At 61.5% G+C, this 16,121-nt stretch carries 11 protein-coding genes and 5 pseudogenes; 10 read left to right on the forward strand and 6 right to left on the reverse strand.

Annotated elements, in window-relative coordinates; all coding sequences use genetic code 11:
- The first annotated feature begins 98 nt into the window (after window positions 1-98).
- Together K368_RS0119040 and cls are read left to right on the forward strand one after the other, a co-directional pair.
- Entirely contained in the window at window positions 99-2,366 is a 2,268-nt protein-coding gene (locus K368_RS0119040) for an FUSC family protein (protein ID WP_027173725.1), read from the forward strand.
- Window positions 2,367-2,435: 69 nt separating this feature from the next.
- Window positions 2,436-3,872 carry a cardiolipin synthase gene (cls, locus tag K368_RS0119045; RefSeq protein WP_027173726.1) on the forward strand — a complete coding sequence of 479 codons (1,437 nt, stop codon included), beginning with the start codon at window positions 2,436-2,438 and terminating at the stop codon, window positions 3,870-3,872.
- Here the strand turns inward: cls and K368_RS26245 are convergent.
- The 3 genes from K368_RS26245 to K368_RS0119060 form a co-directional block, all read right to left on the reverse strand.
- Complete coding sequence (locus K368_RS26245; RefSeq protein ID WP_081739703.1) at window positions 3,763-4,524, reverse strand: endonuclease/exonuclease/phosphatase family protein; 762 nt, start codon at window positions 4,522-4,524, stop codon at window positions 3,763-3,765. The genes cls and K368_RS26245 overlap by 110 nt on opposite strands.
- A 130-nt stretch (window positions 4,525-4,654) precedes the next feature.
- On the reverse strand, window positions 4,655-4,837 hold the full coding sequence (locus K368_RS0119055) for a DUF3606 domain-containing protein (protein WP_018043399.1): 183 nt from the start codon (window positions 4,835-4,837) through the stop codon (window positions 4,655-4,657).
- Between the two features lie 156 nt (window positions 4,838-4,993).
- Window positions 4,994-5,365, reverse strand: coding sequence for a hypothetical protein (locus K368_RS0119060; RefSeq protein WP_027173728.1), 372 nt, complete (start codon window positions 5,363-5,365; stop codon window positions 4,994-4,996).
- Window positions 5,366-5,463: 98 nt separating this feature from the next.
- Between K368_RS0119060 and K368_RS0119065 the strand changes: the two genes are divergently transcribed.
- From K368_RS0119065 to K368_RS25090, 5 genes and pseudogenes are all read left to right on the forward strand, one after another.
- Window positions 5,464-6,396, forward strand: coding sequence for a LysR family transcriptional regulator (locus tag K368_RS0119065; RefSeq protein ID WP_027173729.1), 933 nt, complete (start codon window positions 5,464-5,466; stop codon window positions 6,394-6,396).
- A gap of 146 nt (window positions 6,397-6,542) precedes the next feature.
- Window positions 6,543-7,331 carry an ABC transporter permease gene (locus tag K368_RS0119070; RefSeq protein ID WP_155935248.1) on the forward strand — a complete coding sequence of 263 codons (789 nt, stop codon included), beginning with the start codon at window positions 6,543-6,545 and terminating at the stop codon, window positions 7,329-7,331.
- A 7-nt stretch (window positions 7,332-7,338) separates the two neighbouring features.
- Window positions 7,339-8,094 carry an ABC transporter ATP-binding protein gene (locus tag K368_RS0119075; protein WP_027173731.1) on the forward strand — a complete coding sequence of 252 codons (756 nt, stop codon included), beginning with the start codon at window positions 7,339-7,341 and terminating at the stop codon, window positions 8,092-8,094.
- Window positions 8,095-8,272: 178 nt separating this feature from the next.
- A pseudogene (locus K368_RS26865) lies at window positions 8,273-8,714 on the forward strand (IS5 family transposase); the annotation flags it as partial.
- A 56-nt stretch (window positions 8,715-8,770) separates the two neighbouring features.
- Window positions 8,771-9,274: pseudogene (locus tag K368_RS25090) on the forward strand (IS630 family transposase); the annotation flags it as partial.
- A gap of 70 nt (window positions 9,275-9,344) precedes the next feature.
- On the opposite strand, the pseudogene K368_RS25670 reads toward K368_RS25090, so the two are convergent.
- A pseudogene (locus K368_RS25670) lies at window positions 9,345-10,572 on the reverse strand (IS256 family transposase).
- 468 nt (window positions 10,573-11,040) lie between these two features.
- Between K368_RS25670 and K368_RS26255 the strand changes: the two are divergent.
- Genes K368_RS26255 through K368_RS26875 form a run of 3 tightly spaced genes read left to right on the forward strand, consistent with a single transcriptional unit; the run spans window position 11,041 to window position 14,544 of the window.
- Entirely contained in the window at window positions 11,041-11,934 is an 894-nt protein-coding gene (locus tag K368_RS26255) for a hypothetical protein (protein WP_245259617.1), read from the forward strand.
- Window positions 11,935-11,959: 25 nt separating this feature from the next.
- Complete coding sequence (locus K368_RS26870) at window positions 11,960-12,823, forward strand: hypothetical protein (protein ID WP_197031038.1); 864 nt, start codon at window positions 11,960-11,962, stop codon at window positions 12,821-12,823.
- On the forward strand, window positions 12,820-14,544 hold the full coding sequence (locus tag K368_RS26875; RefSeq protein ID WP_155935252.1) for a glycosyltransferase family 2 protein: 1,725 nt from the start codon (window positions 12,820-12,822) through the stop codon (window positions 14,542-14,544). The genes K368_RS26870 and K368_RS26875 overlap by 4 nt, the downstream gene beginning before the upstream one ends.
- A 273-nt stretch (window positions 14,545-14,817) precedes the next feature.
- Here K368_RS26875 and K368_RS26880 read toward each other — a convergent pair.
- Both K368_RS26880 and K368_RS26265 read right to left on the reverse strand, forming a co-directional pair.
- Window positions 14,818-15,443, reverse strand: a pseudogene (locus K368_RS26880) (integrase core domain-containing protein); the annotation flags it as partial.
- Between the two features lie 110 nt (window positions 15,444-15,553).
- Window positions 15,554-15,847: pseudogene (locus tag K368_RS26265) on the reverse strand (transposase); the annotation flags it as partial.
- Window positions 15,848-16,121: the final 274 nt, after the last annotated feature.

Here is a 16,121-nt window from a genome sequence, read left to right on the forward strand (position 1 = left end):
CCGGCCCGCCCGGCGGGGGCGACGTCATGGGTTTTGCGCTGGGGCGATCGGCTTTAAACCGCCTTACACCGGGCATGCCGCCCGGCGGAGCGTCTCGGTTGCCCCTCCCTCCGAACCCAAGGGCCAAGGCGAGCGGCGCCGTCTCCGACGCCGTCCGGCGCGGGCGCGTGGCCGGCTTCCTCATGGGGCGGGGTTCCCTCTCCACGCCGGGATCGAACCTCGCGCGCCTGCCGATCGCCCTCGACCCGCGCGGGCTCAGCATCATCGAAGGCATCCGGGCGGCCTGCGCCTTCGGCACCGTCATCCTTCTCCACGAGTTCGTGGCGTGGCCCCCGCTCCTGATCATGGCGCTTGCGGCCAACCTCACCTGCTTTGCCGATATCGGCGGACCGATGCGCTCCCGCCTGATGGTGCTCGCCGTGTTCTCGGTGCTCGGCAGTCTGATCTGGAGCCTGTTCGGGCTCCTCCAGCCCCATGGCCCGGCCATCGTGGTGCCGCTCGCCACCCTCGTCATCTTCTGCTGCAGCTATGCGCGGGTCTGGGGCGTGCAGGAGCAGACCGCCGGCAATGTCCTCGTCCTCGTCCTGGCCTTTGCCCTCGACCGCCCCCTCACCGGCGGCGAGGCCGTCGTCGCCGGAGCGATGGTGCTGGCCGGCGGCCTGTGGGCGACGGTGCTGGCCCTCGCTTTGTGGCGGCTCAACCCCTATCGCCCGACCCAGAGGGCCGTGGCCGAGGTCTGGCGCCGGCTCGCCCTGCTCAGCGGCGACCTCGAAGACCTCGCAGCCTCGCACGAGGCCGACGCGGCGGGGTTCGACGACCATGCCCGCGCCCATCGCCGCGGCGTGCGCGAGGCGATCGAGCTCGCCCGCGGCCTCATCGTCGACCTCGCCCGCAGCCGCGAGCGCGTCTCCGACCGCACCGCCCAGGCGCTGATCCGGCTGGAAAGCGCCGAGCAGATCTTCGCCGCCCTCATCGCCCTGTCCGACCGGATCGAGGCCGACCGCAACCCCAACCGTCAGGTCCGGACCCGACGCCTGCTGCGCCGCCTGCGGCCGCTCCTCCTCGTGGTCGCGCGGGCGATCCGCGACGACACCGTCCTCGACCTGCCGCGCATCGAGCGCTCGATCGCGCGGGCGGGACGCGGCTTCTCGTCCGACCCAGCCCTCAAATCCCTGGCCGAGCGGATCCTCGACCGCGTCCGCATCGGGGCCAAGCTTTCGACCCCGGAAGGCTATCGCCCCGGCGGGACGCTGCTGGGGAGCGCCAGCCTGCCCCTGCGCCAGCGGCTGCTCGGCCCTTTGAAGGCGAACTTCACCCTCGCCTCGCCGAACCTGCGGCACGCGATCCGCGCCAGCACCGTCACCGCCCCGGTCCTCGGCCTCACCCTGCTCTGGCCGGGGCCGTTCACCCACTGGCTCACCATCACGGTGGTGCTGACCATGCAGCCCTTCTACGCCGCCACCTGGCAGCGGGCGCTGGAACGGATCGGCGGCACGGTGCTCGGCGGGTTGTTCGGCGCCCTCCTCGCCAGCGTGGCCACGACGACCCTGGCGCTCGCGGCGCTGATCTTTCCGTTGAGCATCATTGGCTTCGCCGCCCGGCAGGTGAGCTACGCCTTCTTCATCGCCTGCCTGACGCCCCTCGTGGTGCTGCTGGTGGAGGTGATGGAGCCCGGCCATGCCTCCTGGGAGGTCGCCGGCATGCGCGCCCTCTTCACCCTGCTCGGAGGTCTCATCGCCGTGGCGAGCAGCCTGCTGCTCTGGCCGGTCTGGGAGCCCGATCAGGTCCGCCTCGAACTCAGGAAGGCCGTGAAGGCCCATGCCGATTTCGCGCGCACCGTGCTCTCGAACCGGGTGGAGGCCGAACGGAGCGGGGCAGCGGAAGCCGCGGCGCGGGCCAGCGGCCTCGCCCTCAACACCCTGGAGGCCGCCCTCTCCCGCGCCCTCCAGCAGCCCCGCGCCGGGCGCCACCCCCAGGTCGAGACCGCCATGGTCGCCGATGCGACCCTGCGCCGGATCGGTGCGCGCCTCTCGGCCCTGCGCCATGCCGAGCCCAAGCCTGCCGCCGAGCCCAAGCCTGCCGCCGAGCCCAAGCCTGCCGCCGAGCCCAAGCCGACAGAAGAGCCCGCAGTCGATGCCGGGGACGAGGCGGAGGCGTGCCGCGCCTGGACCCTGTGGATCACCACCACCCTCGCCCGCCTCGCCGAGGATGGCGGGGCCCTGCCCGCCCATCCCGACCTGCCCCGCGCCGAGTCTCTCGTGCGTCTCGTGACGCAGGTGGAACTGCTGGCCGAGACCCTGCGCCCGCAGCGGTCGCGCGAGGAGGTGCTTCCTGCAGAGGCCATTCCCGGAACGGCCGGCCGCTAGGTCTTTCCGACGGCTCGGGGCTAAAGGGGGGGCGTGTCTCGCGATCCCCTTCTCAGGCTGGGCTGATTCTTGGAAGACCTCCTCCACAGATGGCTGCAGGCGACCGTATCGATCCGGGCCGACGTCCTGGCTCTCCTCGGCATCGTGCTGGCGCTCCTCGTCACGGTCCATGCCCTGCTGCGCAAGCGCGAGATCGGCACCGCCATCGGCTGGATCGGCCTCGCCTGGCTGTCGCCGATCTTCGGGACGGCCCTCTACGCGATCTTCGGCGTGAACCGGGTCTCGCGCCGGGCGCGCCAGTTGCGGGTGCGGCCGTCGCAGCAGGCGGGCTCCCCCGTCATCCCCGATGCCAGCGTGCCCGAGGACCTGCGGCCCCTCGACCGCGCCGTCCGCCGGATCACGCGGCTCGTCCTCCTGGGTGGCAACAACCTCGCCATCCTGCGCAACGGCGACGAGGCCTATCCGGCAATGCTGGACGCGATCGGGGGAGCGACGCACAGCGTCGCCCTGTCGAGCTACATCTTCCGCAACGACGGCGCCGGGTCGCGTTTCTTCGAGGCGCTGGTGGCCGCACGCTCGCGCGGCGTCGAAGTCCGGGTGCTCATCGACGGGATCGGCAGCGGCTACTTCTTCCCCGCCATGGCGCGGCGCCTGCGCCGGGCCGGGGTGCCGGTCGGCCTGTTCATGCACTCCGCCCTCCCCTGGCGCATGCCGTTCCTGAACCTGCGCACCCACAAGAAGATCCTCATCGTCGACGGGCGCATCGCCTTTACCGGCGGCATCAACATCGCCGACGAGAACCTCGTCGCCGCCTCTCCCCCGGACCCGGTGCGCGACACCCATTTCCGCATCGAGGGGCCGGTGGTGGAGCAGCTGTCGCAGGCCTTCGCCTCCGACTGGGCCTTCGTCATGGGTGAGGAACTCGACGGTCCGCGCTGGTTCCCCCCGCCCGACGCCGCGGGCGAGATCGAGGCCCGTGTCGTCACCTCCGGGCCGGATGCGGATATCGAGAAGATCGAGTTCGCGGTGATGTCGGCGATCACCTGCGCGCAGCACAGCATCCGCCTGGTGACGCCCTATTTCCTTCCGAGCGAGATCCTGTCCACGACGCTGGCGCTCGCCGCGACGCGCGGCGTGCGCGTGGACGTCATCATCCCGCGGGCGAGCAACCACAGCTACGTGGATTGGGCGACGCGGGCGCATGTGGCGCCCCTGCTCGAGGCGGGCGTGCGGATCTGGCTCGACGAGCCACCCTTCGACCATTCGAAGCTCCTCGTCGTCGACGGGGAATGGAGCTTCGTCGGCAGTGCGAACTGGGACATGCGCAGCTTCCGCCTGAACTTCGAGCTCAACGTCGAGGTCTACGACCGCACCTTCGCCGAACGCCTCGACGCTTTCATGCGGACGAAGATGGATGCCCGCCTGACGGCCGAGGAGCTCGCGCGGCGGCCCTTGCCCGTGCGGTTGCGCGACGCAGCCGTACGACTAATGCTGCCATACCTCTGACGGCCCGTTCGCTCGTCTGCGCCGGCGCGGGGCCGAGATGCACCACGATGGGCCGGTGGTCGGAGGCGCCGCGCGGCAGCACCGTGCGGCCGAGGCAGGCGAGCCCGCGCACGAGGCAGCGGTCGATGCGCAGGGGCACGAGATCGACCATGGCATGGGTCGGGATGCGCGGCCCGGCATCGCGGAACCCCGGCAGCAGGGCGGGGCCCACGAGGTTGTAGTCGCCGATCACCGCGGCGCGCGCCGGCAGGCTCTGCTCGATCCGCCGCAACTGCCGCCGGTTGAGCACCTGTCCATGGGAAAGATGGACGTTGGCCACGCCGAAATCGCCGAGATCGAGGATCTGACAGACTCGGTCGACGACGGCGCCCGACGGCAGGGCGATGACCACGGGCGGGGAGGCCCAGGGATGCGGGCTCCACATGGCGAGCCCATGGATGCGCCCGGGCAGCGGAGCCCAGGCATAGACGCCGCCGAGCCGCTCCTCGATCACTGCGATGTCCTTGGTCGCCTCCTGCATGAGCAGCAGGTCGGGCCGCTCGCGCTCCACCAGGGCGACGATGGCGTCGACCTTGGCTCCCGTGCGCCGCAGCAGGTTCCAGCTCACGATCTTGCGGAAGTGCCCTCGGTCCAGGGCATCGAGGGCATGCAGGTCCGGGAAGCGGGCGGGATCCTGGGACGCGTAGCGGCGGTCGTTGAGCGGGCCGCGCCAAGGCAGCGAGAAGTGTTTCTTGTCCGCCACCTGCCCGCCCCCGCCTCGTCCAGCTTAATGCTTCCTGCCTCTAACGCTTCTTGCCCAGTTCGGCTGCGATATCCTTGATCATATGTCCGACCTTGCGGTGGGCGCTCGTCAGCTGGTCGCGGGTGACGCCCCAGCGCTTCATCCAATGCTCGACGGCCTGCCGCTCGGACAGGTCTAGCCTGTCCTTGTCGATGAAGCCGCGCTTGTCCTTCAGGCCTGCCATCTGTCCCGTCCACCTCGATCCGCATCCCCGGTGATGCGCGTCTCCGCACGGCTCTTAACCCATGGACCGGTGATGTGCCGAACACGAAGAGCCCCCCGTCGTTGCCGGCGGGGAGGTCCTTCGGGTTCTGAGAGCCCGGTCACGCCGGGCTCTCCCTTAATTCTGCGCCGTCGCTTCGCGGGTGACGCCCGGGCGCGGCCGGTTGACGGCGACGGTGTCGCCGGTGCGGCTGATCTCGATGGCATCGGCGGTGCCGCCGAGTTCCTGCGGGGTCGAGAGGGTTACGCTCTGGCCGTTGGTCAGCACCGCCTCGAACCGCATTGCGCGGCTGGTGTCGGTGCGGGCCAGGGTGACGACCACCCGGTAGCCCTTGGGCTCGGCGGTGTAATAGGCGACGCCCTTGAGTTCGCCCAGCGAGACGCTGCCGCCGTCGAGGGGCTTGATCGTCTCAGCGGAGGCAGGGGGGGTGGCGGCGGCCACGGTGACGGTGGCAAGAGCGGCGGCGGTGATGAGAGTACGGAGTGTCATGGTGTCGGGTCTCGCTGTCTTTGCAGGGGCGGTGCGCCCTTGCCGATGACGCGAAGATGTTGTGCGGTGCATCATGAATCAAACAGATTGGATCGATAATGACTATTGACCATGTCGATCTGTCCCGCATCGACCTGAACCTTCTGGTGGCCCTCGACGCCCTGCTGGCCGAGCGTAGCGTCACCCGCGCGGCCGCCCGGATCGGCATCGGCCAGTCGGCCATGAGCAGCAGCCTCGCGCGCCTGCGCACCACCTTCGGCGACGAACTCCTCACCCGCGCCCCCGAGGGGATGCGCGCCACCCCCCGCGCGCTGGCGCTCGCCACGCCCGTCCGCACCCTCCTGCGCCAGATCCAGTCCCTGGTGCGGCGCGACGAGGCATTCGATCCGCGCAGCGTCACGCGGACCTTCACCATCGGCTTGCCCGATTCCACCGAGGTCCTGCTCGGGCCGCGTCTTCTGGCCTACCTGAGCGAACACGCGCCGGGGATCAGCCTGCTCCTGCGCTCCATCGATCGCATCCGTATCCTGCAGGAGCTCGACGCGGACCGCGTCGATCTCGGGATCGGCACGTTCAGCCACGGCCAGACCCACCACAAGCAGCGGCTGCTCTACCGGGATCGCTACGTCTGCCTGTTCAATGCCGACCTCGTCGGCCTCGAGCCCCCGATCTCGCTGGACGATTACCTGCGCTTTCCCCACGTGCTCACCAGCCTGAAGGAAACGGCGCACGGGGTGGTGGACGACGCCCTCGCCCTCCTCGGCCTGCGCCGCGACCTCGCGGTGACGACGCCGCGCTTCCTCGCCGTGCCCTTCCTGGTGCGCAGCGCCCCCGTCCTCACCACGATGCAGGAGCGCCTCGCCACCCTCTTTGCCGGAACCCTCGGCCTCACCGTCAGCCCCGCGCCGGTGGCCCTCGACGAGGTGGCGATCTCGATGCTGTGGCACGCCTCCTACGATAACGACCCGGCCCATCGCTGGCTGCGCCAGACGTTGCTCGCCCTTGCCGACGACGCGGCGCAGGTCGGTTGAGGCGCTTCGATGCGCGGCCCGGCACCACGTCCGGTCCGGATCCCCTGCCCCCGGCGACCCGAAACTTGCCAATGCGCGCAGGCGCGTGCTTTGGGAGGGCCGGCATCGGCTGCTCCGCAGGAGCAGGGCACCGGGAAAGAGGCCGCATGGGTTTGGTAGCAGGAGGGGTCGCCGACGTCGTCGGAGGCTTCGGCGCGTGGCGCATGTGGTGGATGCTGGCCAAGAACGACGTGATCCGTCGGTATCGCCGCTCGCGCGTCGGCCAGCTGTGGCTGACCCTCAGCATGGCGGTGATGATCTTCGGCATGGGCGGGATCTACGCGTCGCTGTTCGGCACCTCGATTGCCGATTACCTGCCGCATCTCGGCACCGGGCTCGTGCTCTGGGGATTGATGTCGCAGACCATCAACGAAAGCTGCTCGAGCTTCACCGACAACGACAGCATCATCCGGCAGGTCGCGCTGCCGCGCTTCACCTACCTGCTGCGGACGATCGCCCGGAACCTCTTCATCTTCGCCCACAACCTGATCATTCTGCCGGTCCTATTCCTCGTCACCGGCACGGTGATCGACTGGCACATCCTGCTGTTCGTTCCCGGCCTGCTGCTCGTGCTCGCCAACCTGGCCTGGATCGGCTACCTCCTGGCCATCCTGTCGGCGCGGTTCCGCGACATTCCGCAGATCGTCGCGAGCATCGTCCAGGTCGCGTTCTTCGTCTCGCCGGTCGTGTTCAAGCCCTCGCAATTGCGGGTCGACCATCCCGTTCTCATCCTGAACCCCTTCGCCAGCATGCTGGACGTGATGCGCGAGCCGTTGCTCGGCCATCTGCCGAGCGCGACGTCCTATCTCATCCTGCTCGGCCTGCTGGTCGTCGGGTGGCTCGTCGCCCTGGCCTTCTCGGGGAAATATTCGCACCGCGTCGTGTACTGGCTCTGAGGGCAGGATGGCTCATATCGTCCTCGACAATGCGAGCGTCGCGCTTGCCGTCTACAATTCCCGCGGTCGTGCCCTGAAGAGCGAGATCCTGCGGCGCACGGTGGGGGGCGGCCTGCAGAACGACCGCGACAGCAGCGTCCAAGTGATCAAGGCGCTGAACGCCGTCAGTTTCGAGGCCCGTGACGGCGACCGGATCGGCCTCGTCGGCGGCAACGGCGCCGGCAAGACGACGCTCCTGCGGGTGCTCAGCCGCGTCTATCCGCCGACCTCGGGCACCGCCACCATCGAGGGGCGCATCTCATCCCTGATCGACCTGTCCATGGGCATGGATACGGATGCCACGGGCTACGACAATATCGAGATGCGCAGCATCATGCTGGGGCTCAGCCACAAGCAGGCCCAGGCGATCGTGCCCGACGTGGAGGAGTTCAGCCAGCTCGGCGAGTTCCTGTCCCTTCCGATCCGCACCTATTCCAGCGGCATGATGCTGCGGCTCGCCTTCGCCGTCAGCACGGCCGTCCATCCCGACATCCTGATCCTTGACGAGGTAATCGGCGTCGGCGACGCCGCCTTCGCGGAACGCGCCGAGAAGCGGCTGCACGGCATGATTCAGAAGGCCAGCATCATGTTCCTCGCCTCCCACGACAACGCCTCGATCAAGCGCTTCTGCAACCGCACTCTCTGGATGAAGGGCGGTACGCTGATGATGGACGGAGCGCCGGAGGAGGTGTTGGCGGCTTATGCGGCGGACGGGCAAGCTTGAGCCTTAAGCTTTTTTCACCAATTATTTGTAAATATCAACATGCTCGAATAAAACAATGAGGTGTATTTATTGATAGCGCAAGTTTGTGAATTTATAGTCAGCCTAGGTCATGAACTCATAATGGGTTTCGGATCAGGATTAAGGTCATCGGGTTTTCCCTTCGTAGAAGGAGAGGCGGATGGCACGCTTTGATCTAACAGATGCTGAATGGGCGGTGATCAAGTCCGTCCTGCCGACGGATACACGCGGAGTATAGCGGGTTGACGATCGCCGTGTGCTAAACGGGATCTTCTGGCGTTTGCGCCTAGGAGCACCCTGGGCCGACATCCCAGAGCGTTATGGCCCTCACACCACGTGCGGCAGTCGTTTCCGGCGCTGGCGCAAGGCCGGGGTGTGGGATCGCTTTCTCGACGCGGTGTCAAAGGCTTACGATGGCGACATTCGGATGATCGAAGCCACCAGCGTGCGGGTGCATCAGCACGCCGCCAGCGCAAAAAGAAGACGACCGATCCCGTTGCATGGGTCGCTGGCGCGGCGGCCTAACAACCAAGATCCATGCCCTGGTGGATGCCGAGGATCGCCCTTTCGCCCTCAAGCTGACCGAGGGGCAGGCCCATGATGGCCACTCCTCGGAAGACTATGCTGGATGCGCTCGGTTCGGGTCAGACCCTGCTCAGCGGCCGAACAGGAGCTGCCGGATGTGAAGGCTGCGCGCAATGACTGGTCCGAGCGCCAACCCGACCTCGATCCGGATCGCCCGGTCTTCCTCGACAAAACGGCCTCCACGACGAAGATGGCCCGCCGCTATGGTAGTGCTCCGCGTGGCAAGCGCTGCCGGATCGGCGTGCCGCATGGGCATTACAAGACCACCACCATCACCGCCGCCCTGCGGGCCACGGGCCTGATCGCCGAAAACGTCTTCGACGGAGCGACGAACGGTATGCGCTTCCGAACCTACGTCACCGACACCCAGGCTCCGGTGCTCAGGCCCGGCGACACTGTCATCCTCGACAATCTGAACGCCCACAAGGTCGCCGAAGTGCTCGAAGCCATTTAGACGGTCGGTGCACGGATTTTCTACCTCCCGCCCTACTCGTCTGACTTCAATCCTATCGAGCAGATCTTCGCCAAGTTGAAAGCCCTCCTCCGGACCGCCGCAGCGCGAACTGCTGACGATCTGCCAGGTCGTGTCCCTTGCCGTGGTGTAGCCCGCTGAAGGCAACCACGATCACCGGCTCGGGCCGGGAGGATCAGGCTACCAGGGTCGGCAGGCTGACCAGGGGATCATCGCCGATTAGGGCGATGCTTTCCAGGGTCGTATTGCGTGAGCGCCGGACGGCCCATTCGTCGTTCTGTTTGAGCAGGATCGCACCGACGAGGCGGGTGATGGCAACCTCGTTGGGGAAGATGCCCACGACATCGGTCCGGCGCTCGATCTAGCCATTCAAGCGCTCCAGCGGATTTGTGCTGTGGAGCTTGAGCCGATGGGCGGCCGGGAATCCCATGTAGGCCAGCACGTCGAGTTCGGCCGCGTCCATCAGGGCGGCGAGCTTGGGGACCTTGGGCCTCAATTGATCGGCGACCTTGCGCCACTGCACCCTGGCCGCCTCGGCGTCGTCCTGAGCGAACGCGGTGGCGATGAAGGGCGACACGACGTGGCGGCCCGAGTTGCCGACATGGGCGGGCACGTTCCTCATGAAGTGGACGCGGCAGCGTTGCCAGGTGGCGTTAATCACCTTGGCCACCGAGGCCTTGCTGCCCTCGTGGCCGTCCGAGATCACGAGCTTGCGCAGGAAGGCAGTCCAAAACGTCTCGGCTTCCGACGGGCCGACGTCCCGGCCGAGAACCTCGCGCCGGCCATCGGTGTTCACGCCGATCGCCACGATCACCGCCACCGAGACAATCCGGCCGTCCTGGCGAACCTTCACGTAGGTCGTACCGATCCAGAGATACGGCCACTCGCCCTCAATGGAGCCCTCGAGGAACGCACCGATCCGTTCGTCGATCTCCTCGCACAGCCGGCTGACCTGGCTTTTCGACACGCCCGTGCCGCCCTTCGCAGGGCCCCATCGCGGCCTGCCGCGATGGGGCCCTCCCTGGACCAGATTATTCACCGAGCGAATCGAGATGCTCTGGATGTAGGCCTCCTGGATCACCGCCGTGAGCGCCCCTCATCCTGAGCTTGTCGAAGGGCTCAGCCATGTGCCGCGGCTCCAGAAAGCCGGGGAAGTAGCTGCCTTTGCGCAGCTTTGGGATGCTCCGTTCGACCGTTCTGGCCCGCGTTTGCTAGTCCCCATCGCGATAGCCGTTGCGCCGGACCAGCCGCTCCGCATTCTTCTCGCCGTGGGCCGCACCAGTCAGGCCGCCCACTTCCAACTCCATTAGCCGCTCGGCGGCAAAGCCAATCATCTCGCGCAGCAGATCGGCGTCGGCACTCTTCTCCATCAGCCCGCGAACCGCCATCATCTCGTCGTTCATCGGGGGGCTCTTGGGTTCGGGGTTGGCTGCCGCAACCCAACCCCACCCGGCAATCGCCGATGACCACCTCTCAGCTGCACCACCGCGTCGGACACGACCTTTTTAGAGCAAAGTGAACGCGACAACCGGTAACGACAAACTTGAAGTTCCATACCGGAGTACACAATCGCGGAAAGGACACTCTTGCACGCAAGCCAGCTTGACTAATAATTGGTGGGCTTAGAAAAATCACGCTTTACTTTCTCGCATACAAGATTACGAGTAAGTAATATCTACGTCTCGATAATTATACAGAGCAGGCGTATCCGCCGACAAACGGGGGCCGGGAGAAAGCTGTTTGATCGTTTGACAGCGCAGTGGCGGCACCGTAACTTTGGTCTAAGATGCTGAGATTGTGGGAACGTAAGATCGAGGCGGATTGATTTGAAGCGGCCCCTTAACGTTCACCGGACTACTTCGAGCGCACAGATGGAAAAAACGCGATTCACCCCTGATCAAATAGATTATTATCCCGAATATGATTCCGAATTTTATAGATCGAATAACCCAGATCTCGGGTCACTTGGCCACGAGGCGCTTTATATCCACTGGCGGCAGCATGGAATTCGCGAGGGACGAAGCGCCTCGTCGATCGCTTTCCGTGAAAGCTTTGTTAACGTCATCAAGACGTATGGAACAGTGCTGGAGATCGGTCCTTTCTATCGACCTCTGCTCACCGGTCCTCACATCTCTTATTTCGACGTTTTGGATACATTGGCACTAATAGAGCGCGCGGGAAAAATTGGCCTTCCTGTAGACAGCGTCCCAAAAATTGACTGGGTATCGCCTAACGGTGATCTGTCGATAGTGAATCGCATTTTCGACGCAGCTGCGAGTGCACATTGCATCGAGCACCAGCCTGACCTCGTAAAGCATTTGCAGGATGTAGCCAACTTGCTAACCGCAAATGGTATATACTTCTTGGTCATCCCCGACAAAAGATATTGTTTCGACCATTATATTCCTGAAAGTAAGGTTTCGTCTATTTTACAAGCGCGTGGCTCCCAAAGACATTCTTTAGAAAGCGTTATTGAGCACCGATCGCTTGTCACGCATAATTGTGCGGGAAGGCATTGGGCCGGTGATCATCATGATTATGGATTGTTATACACAATACATTCAAAGATAATGGCAGCTATTAGCGAGTACAAGAGTAGTGATAGGTATATTGATGTTCATGCGTGGCAATTTACGCCTGATAGTTTTGGCGATGTAATATTGCAATTATCTAACGCGGGTATTATCCCATTCACAGCTGTTCGAATCTATCAGACTCCGCTGAATCGACAAGAGTTTTGCGCTATACTAGTTAAGGCTAACTAATCACCCCCCTCCGTAGAGAACTATGATGCTGGTCCATCTCAACTGCGTGTTTGGTGAAAGCCATTTGAGTCACATCCAGAACGTGCTAATCCCATCGATCGCAAGCGCGACAAACGCTTCAGTCATCTTTAACGTAATTGACTACCGAGCAGACGGACTTTCGGAAAAGATGCTTACGTCAGAAAACCCAAAAATTGAGATTAATTGGATACCAAATACTACTGGAAATAACCTTGGATTTGCAGAAGGCCATAACCTTTTATTTCAGGCGGTGAGTGAGCCATCTTTTATCATAATTAATCCGGATTGCATATTGCAAGAAGGCGCTATCGACGCGCTCTTAGCGACCTTTAAGAGCGCCAAGAATCATGTCGGAATTGTTGAGGGCCGGCAGTGGCCATTTGAACACCCGAAAGAATATGACCGCCTCACGCATCGCACCCCTTGGGCAAGCGGAGCTTTTGCTCTAATAAACTCTGAAATGTACCGACGCGTTTCGGGCATGGACACTCGATATTTTCTTTATCTTGAAGATGTTGATTTAAGCTGGAGAAGTTGGCTCGCTGGCTTTGATGTTGTGTACGAGCCTGCGGCTATCGTGACACATTTTAGCGGAGGCTCATTTTATCGGGATGATCTCGTCGAGAATGAGAAATACTACTCGATCCGGAATTTTGTTCTTTTGATGAGGAAATTTTTTGGGATAAATGGCGAGATCAGGGCTCGTTCATTATTAAGAGAAAGTGCAGACCAAGAAGTAGTGCTCGCTTCCCTGCGAGACATTGAAACTAATTTTCTGTCATTTCAGCATGTCCACTATGAAAACATTGATGGCTGCCGGCACATCAAAGTACTCGGTATCAATCGCTTCCACGAGATCAAGCAATGAAATTTCATGTCGCCGCTAGAAGTCAGAGTGCAGCAGACAAATTCAGGCAAGTAAACCCAGCACTCATTGATGCCGAATTCCATGTAGGGAGTGAATCTCTCTTTAATCTTCTAAATGAGATAATTGCAGGGCCCCACAGCTTTGCCATGTTTTTGCATGACGATGCATTTTATCCTTCTGATTTTCCCGAGAGGGTTAACAAAGCTATATCCGACCTGAATCATGAATGGCCGAATTGGGGAATCTGCGGCAACGCTGGTATTGGTTCCATAGGCTATGGTCTCGATACAACACAGTACGTGCGATTTCTGTTTGACCCCCATGGCGGACCCACACAGATAGGTGACGTTAGGCCGGTCGAGTCCATCGATGGCAATACGATGCTTATCAATTGCGATGCGCTCAAGCGGAACGGCGTGACGCTGCCGACCTTTTTCGGCTACCAACTTTACGATCTTTGCCTATCTATCGAGACACTATTTGCCGGGTTGGCTGTACTGACCTCACCTCTTCTTGCCTGTTACCACTCAAGTTCGGGCAATCAAAGTGACTTTACCAAAGCTGCGGCATCAAAAGGCTTTTTAGAATTCGTTGGCGGCCGATTATCCAATAGAAAATTTCTTACCATGAATGGAGTTTTAAAAATTCCGTTCAGTGGACTATCTTCAAAGAATCTGATCGACATTGAACTCTCGGCTCTAAGGAATGCTTCCAAAAGCAGGCCGCCTCGACGGTTAGCTATAATTGTCCGGAGTCAATTTCGAGAAAAGGTTCTGCTGCTTAGAACTTTACAGTCTATAAAATCGTTTGCCGCTTCGGCAGGAGATCATATTGAGATAACGCCAGTAATTATTACGGATAGGGGCGATCGAATTCCAGATTTCGCGTGTTCGTACGCTGAGGTTATTGCCGTCTCCCCCTTTGAGAAGAGCGACTCTAGAAGCTTAATATTACGAGCGGCGCTGCAGAAAATTACAGCCGATTTCTACTGTTTCGTTGACGATGACGATTGGCTTTTTCCCAACGAGGCAGAGCGCTTGGCTTGCATTATTTCGACCGCCTCGTCAGGGAATATAATATTTTGTGACACAATGCATTTCCATGAAACGATGTCTACAACGGACACCTTTGGCAGTCGCAGCTATAATACTGTTGTCGGATCCCGATTTAAAGCCTCAAATTGGGGCAAATCTCTAGGTGGCTTCAACCATATCCCCTTCTGTGGAGTTATACTGCCGCGCGATGTCCTGAAGGCGATGCCTTCTAGCGTCTTTGAGCGCGTCACTTATTACGAGGACTACGCAATTCAGCTTTTTAGCATATTGCAAGCTCGGCCGATGCCCATAATATATGACAAGCTATTTGCTGGTATATCGGTAAGAACGACATCGACAAATAGTCGATGGCAGAATTCTATAACGGAAGTTGACAGGTCTAAGTGGCACATGTCAAATGCCGAATTGGCTTCAATTATTTGTAATAGCGATTTGGGAAATTTACCCTTTAGCTTTTCGCCGGTTGTCAATCGTCTGACTGTTGCGAATGTTCCAGCGTTTAGCCGGATCGAGCGATATGGTTTGGTGTCGGCACGATTTTTGATCGGTGGGTACTGCTATATTAAATCGCCCACTCGGTGGGGAGCGGGAGCAAAACACTTCCTTTCAAATTTCAAGGAAGGAGGCTTCCGGCGCCTTGTGATGAGTGTCTGCACATTCAGATAGGGTGACCTAGGATCCTTGCGAGTACTGGGTTTCATATTTGTGATGTTGTCCCCAGTTCCTATCCGATGCCGAGTTCGTTTCCGTCGTTTGGTAAGTCCGTTTGGACTTGTTAAAAGATTTGCCCTGGAGCTGTGCTTGTCGCATAGCACAGTCCCAGGGCCTTGTGCGGTATCAAGGTCGAGGTGAAAGTTGCGGGCGTTTGCCAGTTAGGGTGGGAAGGGCGTTGGGTGTTGTGGTTGGCGCACCAGTCGTCCAGCACGGTTCGTGCGTGTATTAGATGTTTGGTCCCGGGATTTGGTGGAGCGGGTTTGACCTGAAGCGACCGGGCTCGGCAGACCATGCTTTGTAGATCGCCTCGTAGAGTGTGAGGCCACGCAGGCTCTTCAGGCGGCGGCCAAAGTTGTAGGCGCTGACGAAGTCGGTCAGGTGGGCACGGAGTTGCGCGTGGCTGTCATAGTGGTAGCGCTTGACCGGCGCGTCCTTGATCGTGCGGTTCATTCGCTCGACCTGCCCATTCGTCCAGGGTGCCGCGGCTTGGTCAGGCGATGGTCGATATCGTTGCGGGCACAGGCAAGCTCGAAGCTGTGAGCTCGGAAGGTCTCGCCGGCTGCAATCGCCTCCTTGATGATGGAGGCGGCCGAGGCAACGTTGCCGGGTGTCGTGAAATGGGTGCCGTTGTCGGTGAGCACCGTGTTCACCTTGTAGGGCACGGCCTCGATAAGATGCCGGAACAAGTCACCCGCAACCCTTCGCGTTGCTCGTCCATGGACTTCAACGAAGGCGAATTTGGTCGTGCGGTCGATGGCGACGAGCAGGTAGAGCCGCCCTTCCGCCGTGTGGACCTCGGCCAGATCGATGTGGAAGTAGCCGAGCGGGTAGGCCTTGAAACGTTTGCGAGGCATGGCATCCACCCTCCTTCAAGGTTCAGGATGCCCGAAAAAACTTGCACGCAGCGCGGACCAGTTTGATGGGTCAGGGTCACGAGGATGGCCGCACTCGGTTCAGGCTAACGTCCGACGGCCAAGCGCAGCTGGGCGCGCAGATCGTCGGCCAGTTGCTCGAAGCAGCCTGCCGCCAGCCAGCGCTGCGCCTGCTGGTAGACCGCTTCCCAAGGTGGCAGATCGTTAGGCATCCAACGTCATGGTGCCCCCGTCTCTAAGACGTAGCGCAGGCCGTTGAACACCTCGTGCAATCCGTGCTCGCGCTGCCCCGCCTCCTCCCGCAGCAGTGTCAGGTAAGGGGCGACCAACGCCCATTCTTTATCGGAGACGTCGGACGGGTAGGTTTTGCCTGAAAAGGTCATGCCCCTTCATCCGGAATCCAGCCGTCACAGGTCCATAACAGCCTCTAGGCACCCTTTGGAGCTTTCTCGACGTGCGCGAGTTCACCTACACGAAAGAAAATTATGCCGTTGTGCAATATCGTCTCGACGTCAACTGATGAAATATAATAAAACCGAGGCTGCCCCAATAGATTTGGCCCCTTGATTGATCGTTGATTGAAATTATACCGTCAATTTTTTGGCATAGAATTTGGTATAGAAATGGAGTTAGAAGCTAGAGCATGCACAGAATCAA

Source organism: Methylobacterium sp. 10 (genome assembly GCF_000519085.1).
Lineage (GTDB): Bacteria > Pseudomonadota > Alphaproteobacteria > Rhizobiales > Beijerinckiaceae > Methylobacterium.

Excerpts from the sequence above, each read along its gene's own strand:
- K368_RS0119055 (WP_018043399.1), bottom strand. The coding sequence starts at position 4,837 with ATGGCAGGCCTGAAGGACAAGCGCGGCTTCATCGACAAGGACAGGCTA.
- K368_RS0119075 (WP_027173731.1), top strand. The coding sequence starts at position 7,339 with ATGGCTCATATCGTCCTCGACAATGCGAGCGTCGCGCTTGCCGTCTAC.
- K368_RS26870 (WP_197031038.1), top strand. The coding sequence starts at position 11,960 with ATGCTGGTCCATCTCAACTGCGTGTTTGGTGAAAGCCATTTGAGTCAC.
- K368_RS0119070 (WP_155935248.1), top strand. The coding sequence starts at position 6,543 with ATGGGTTTGGTAGCAGGAGGGGTCGCCGACGTCGTCGGAGGCTTCGGC.
- K368_RS26255 (WP_245259617.1), top strand. The coding sequence starts at position 11,041 with ATGGAAAAAACGCGATTCACCCCTGATCAAATAGATTATTATCCCGAA.
- K368_RS0119060 (WP_027173728.1), bottom strand. The coding sequence starts at position 5,365 with ATGACACTCCGTACTCTCATCACCGCCGCCGCTCTTGCCACCGTCACC.
- K368_RS0119065 (WP_027173729.1), top strand. The coding sequence starts at position 5,464 with ATGACTATTGACCATGTCGATCTGTCCCGCATCGACCTGAACCTTCTG.
- K368_RS26875 (WP_155935252.1), top strand. The coding sequence starts at position 12,820 with ATGAAATTTCATGTCGCCGCTAGAAGTCAGAGTGCAGCAGACAAATTC.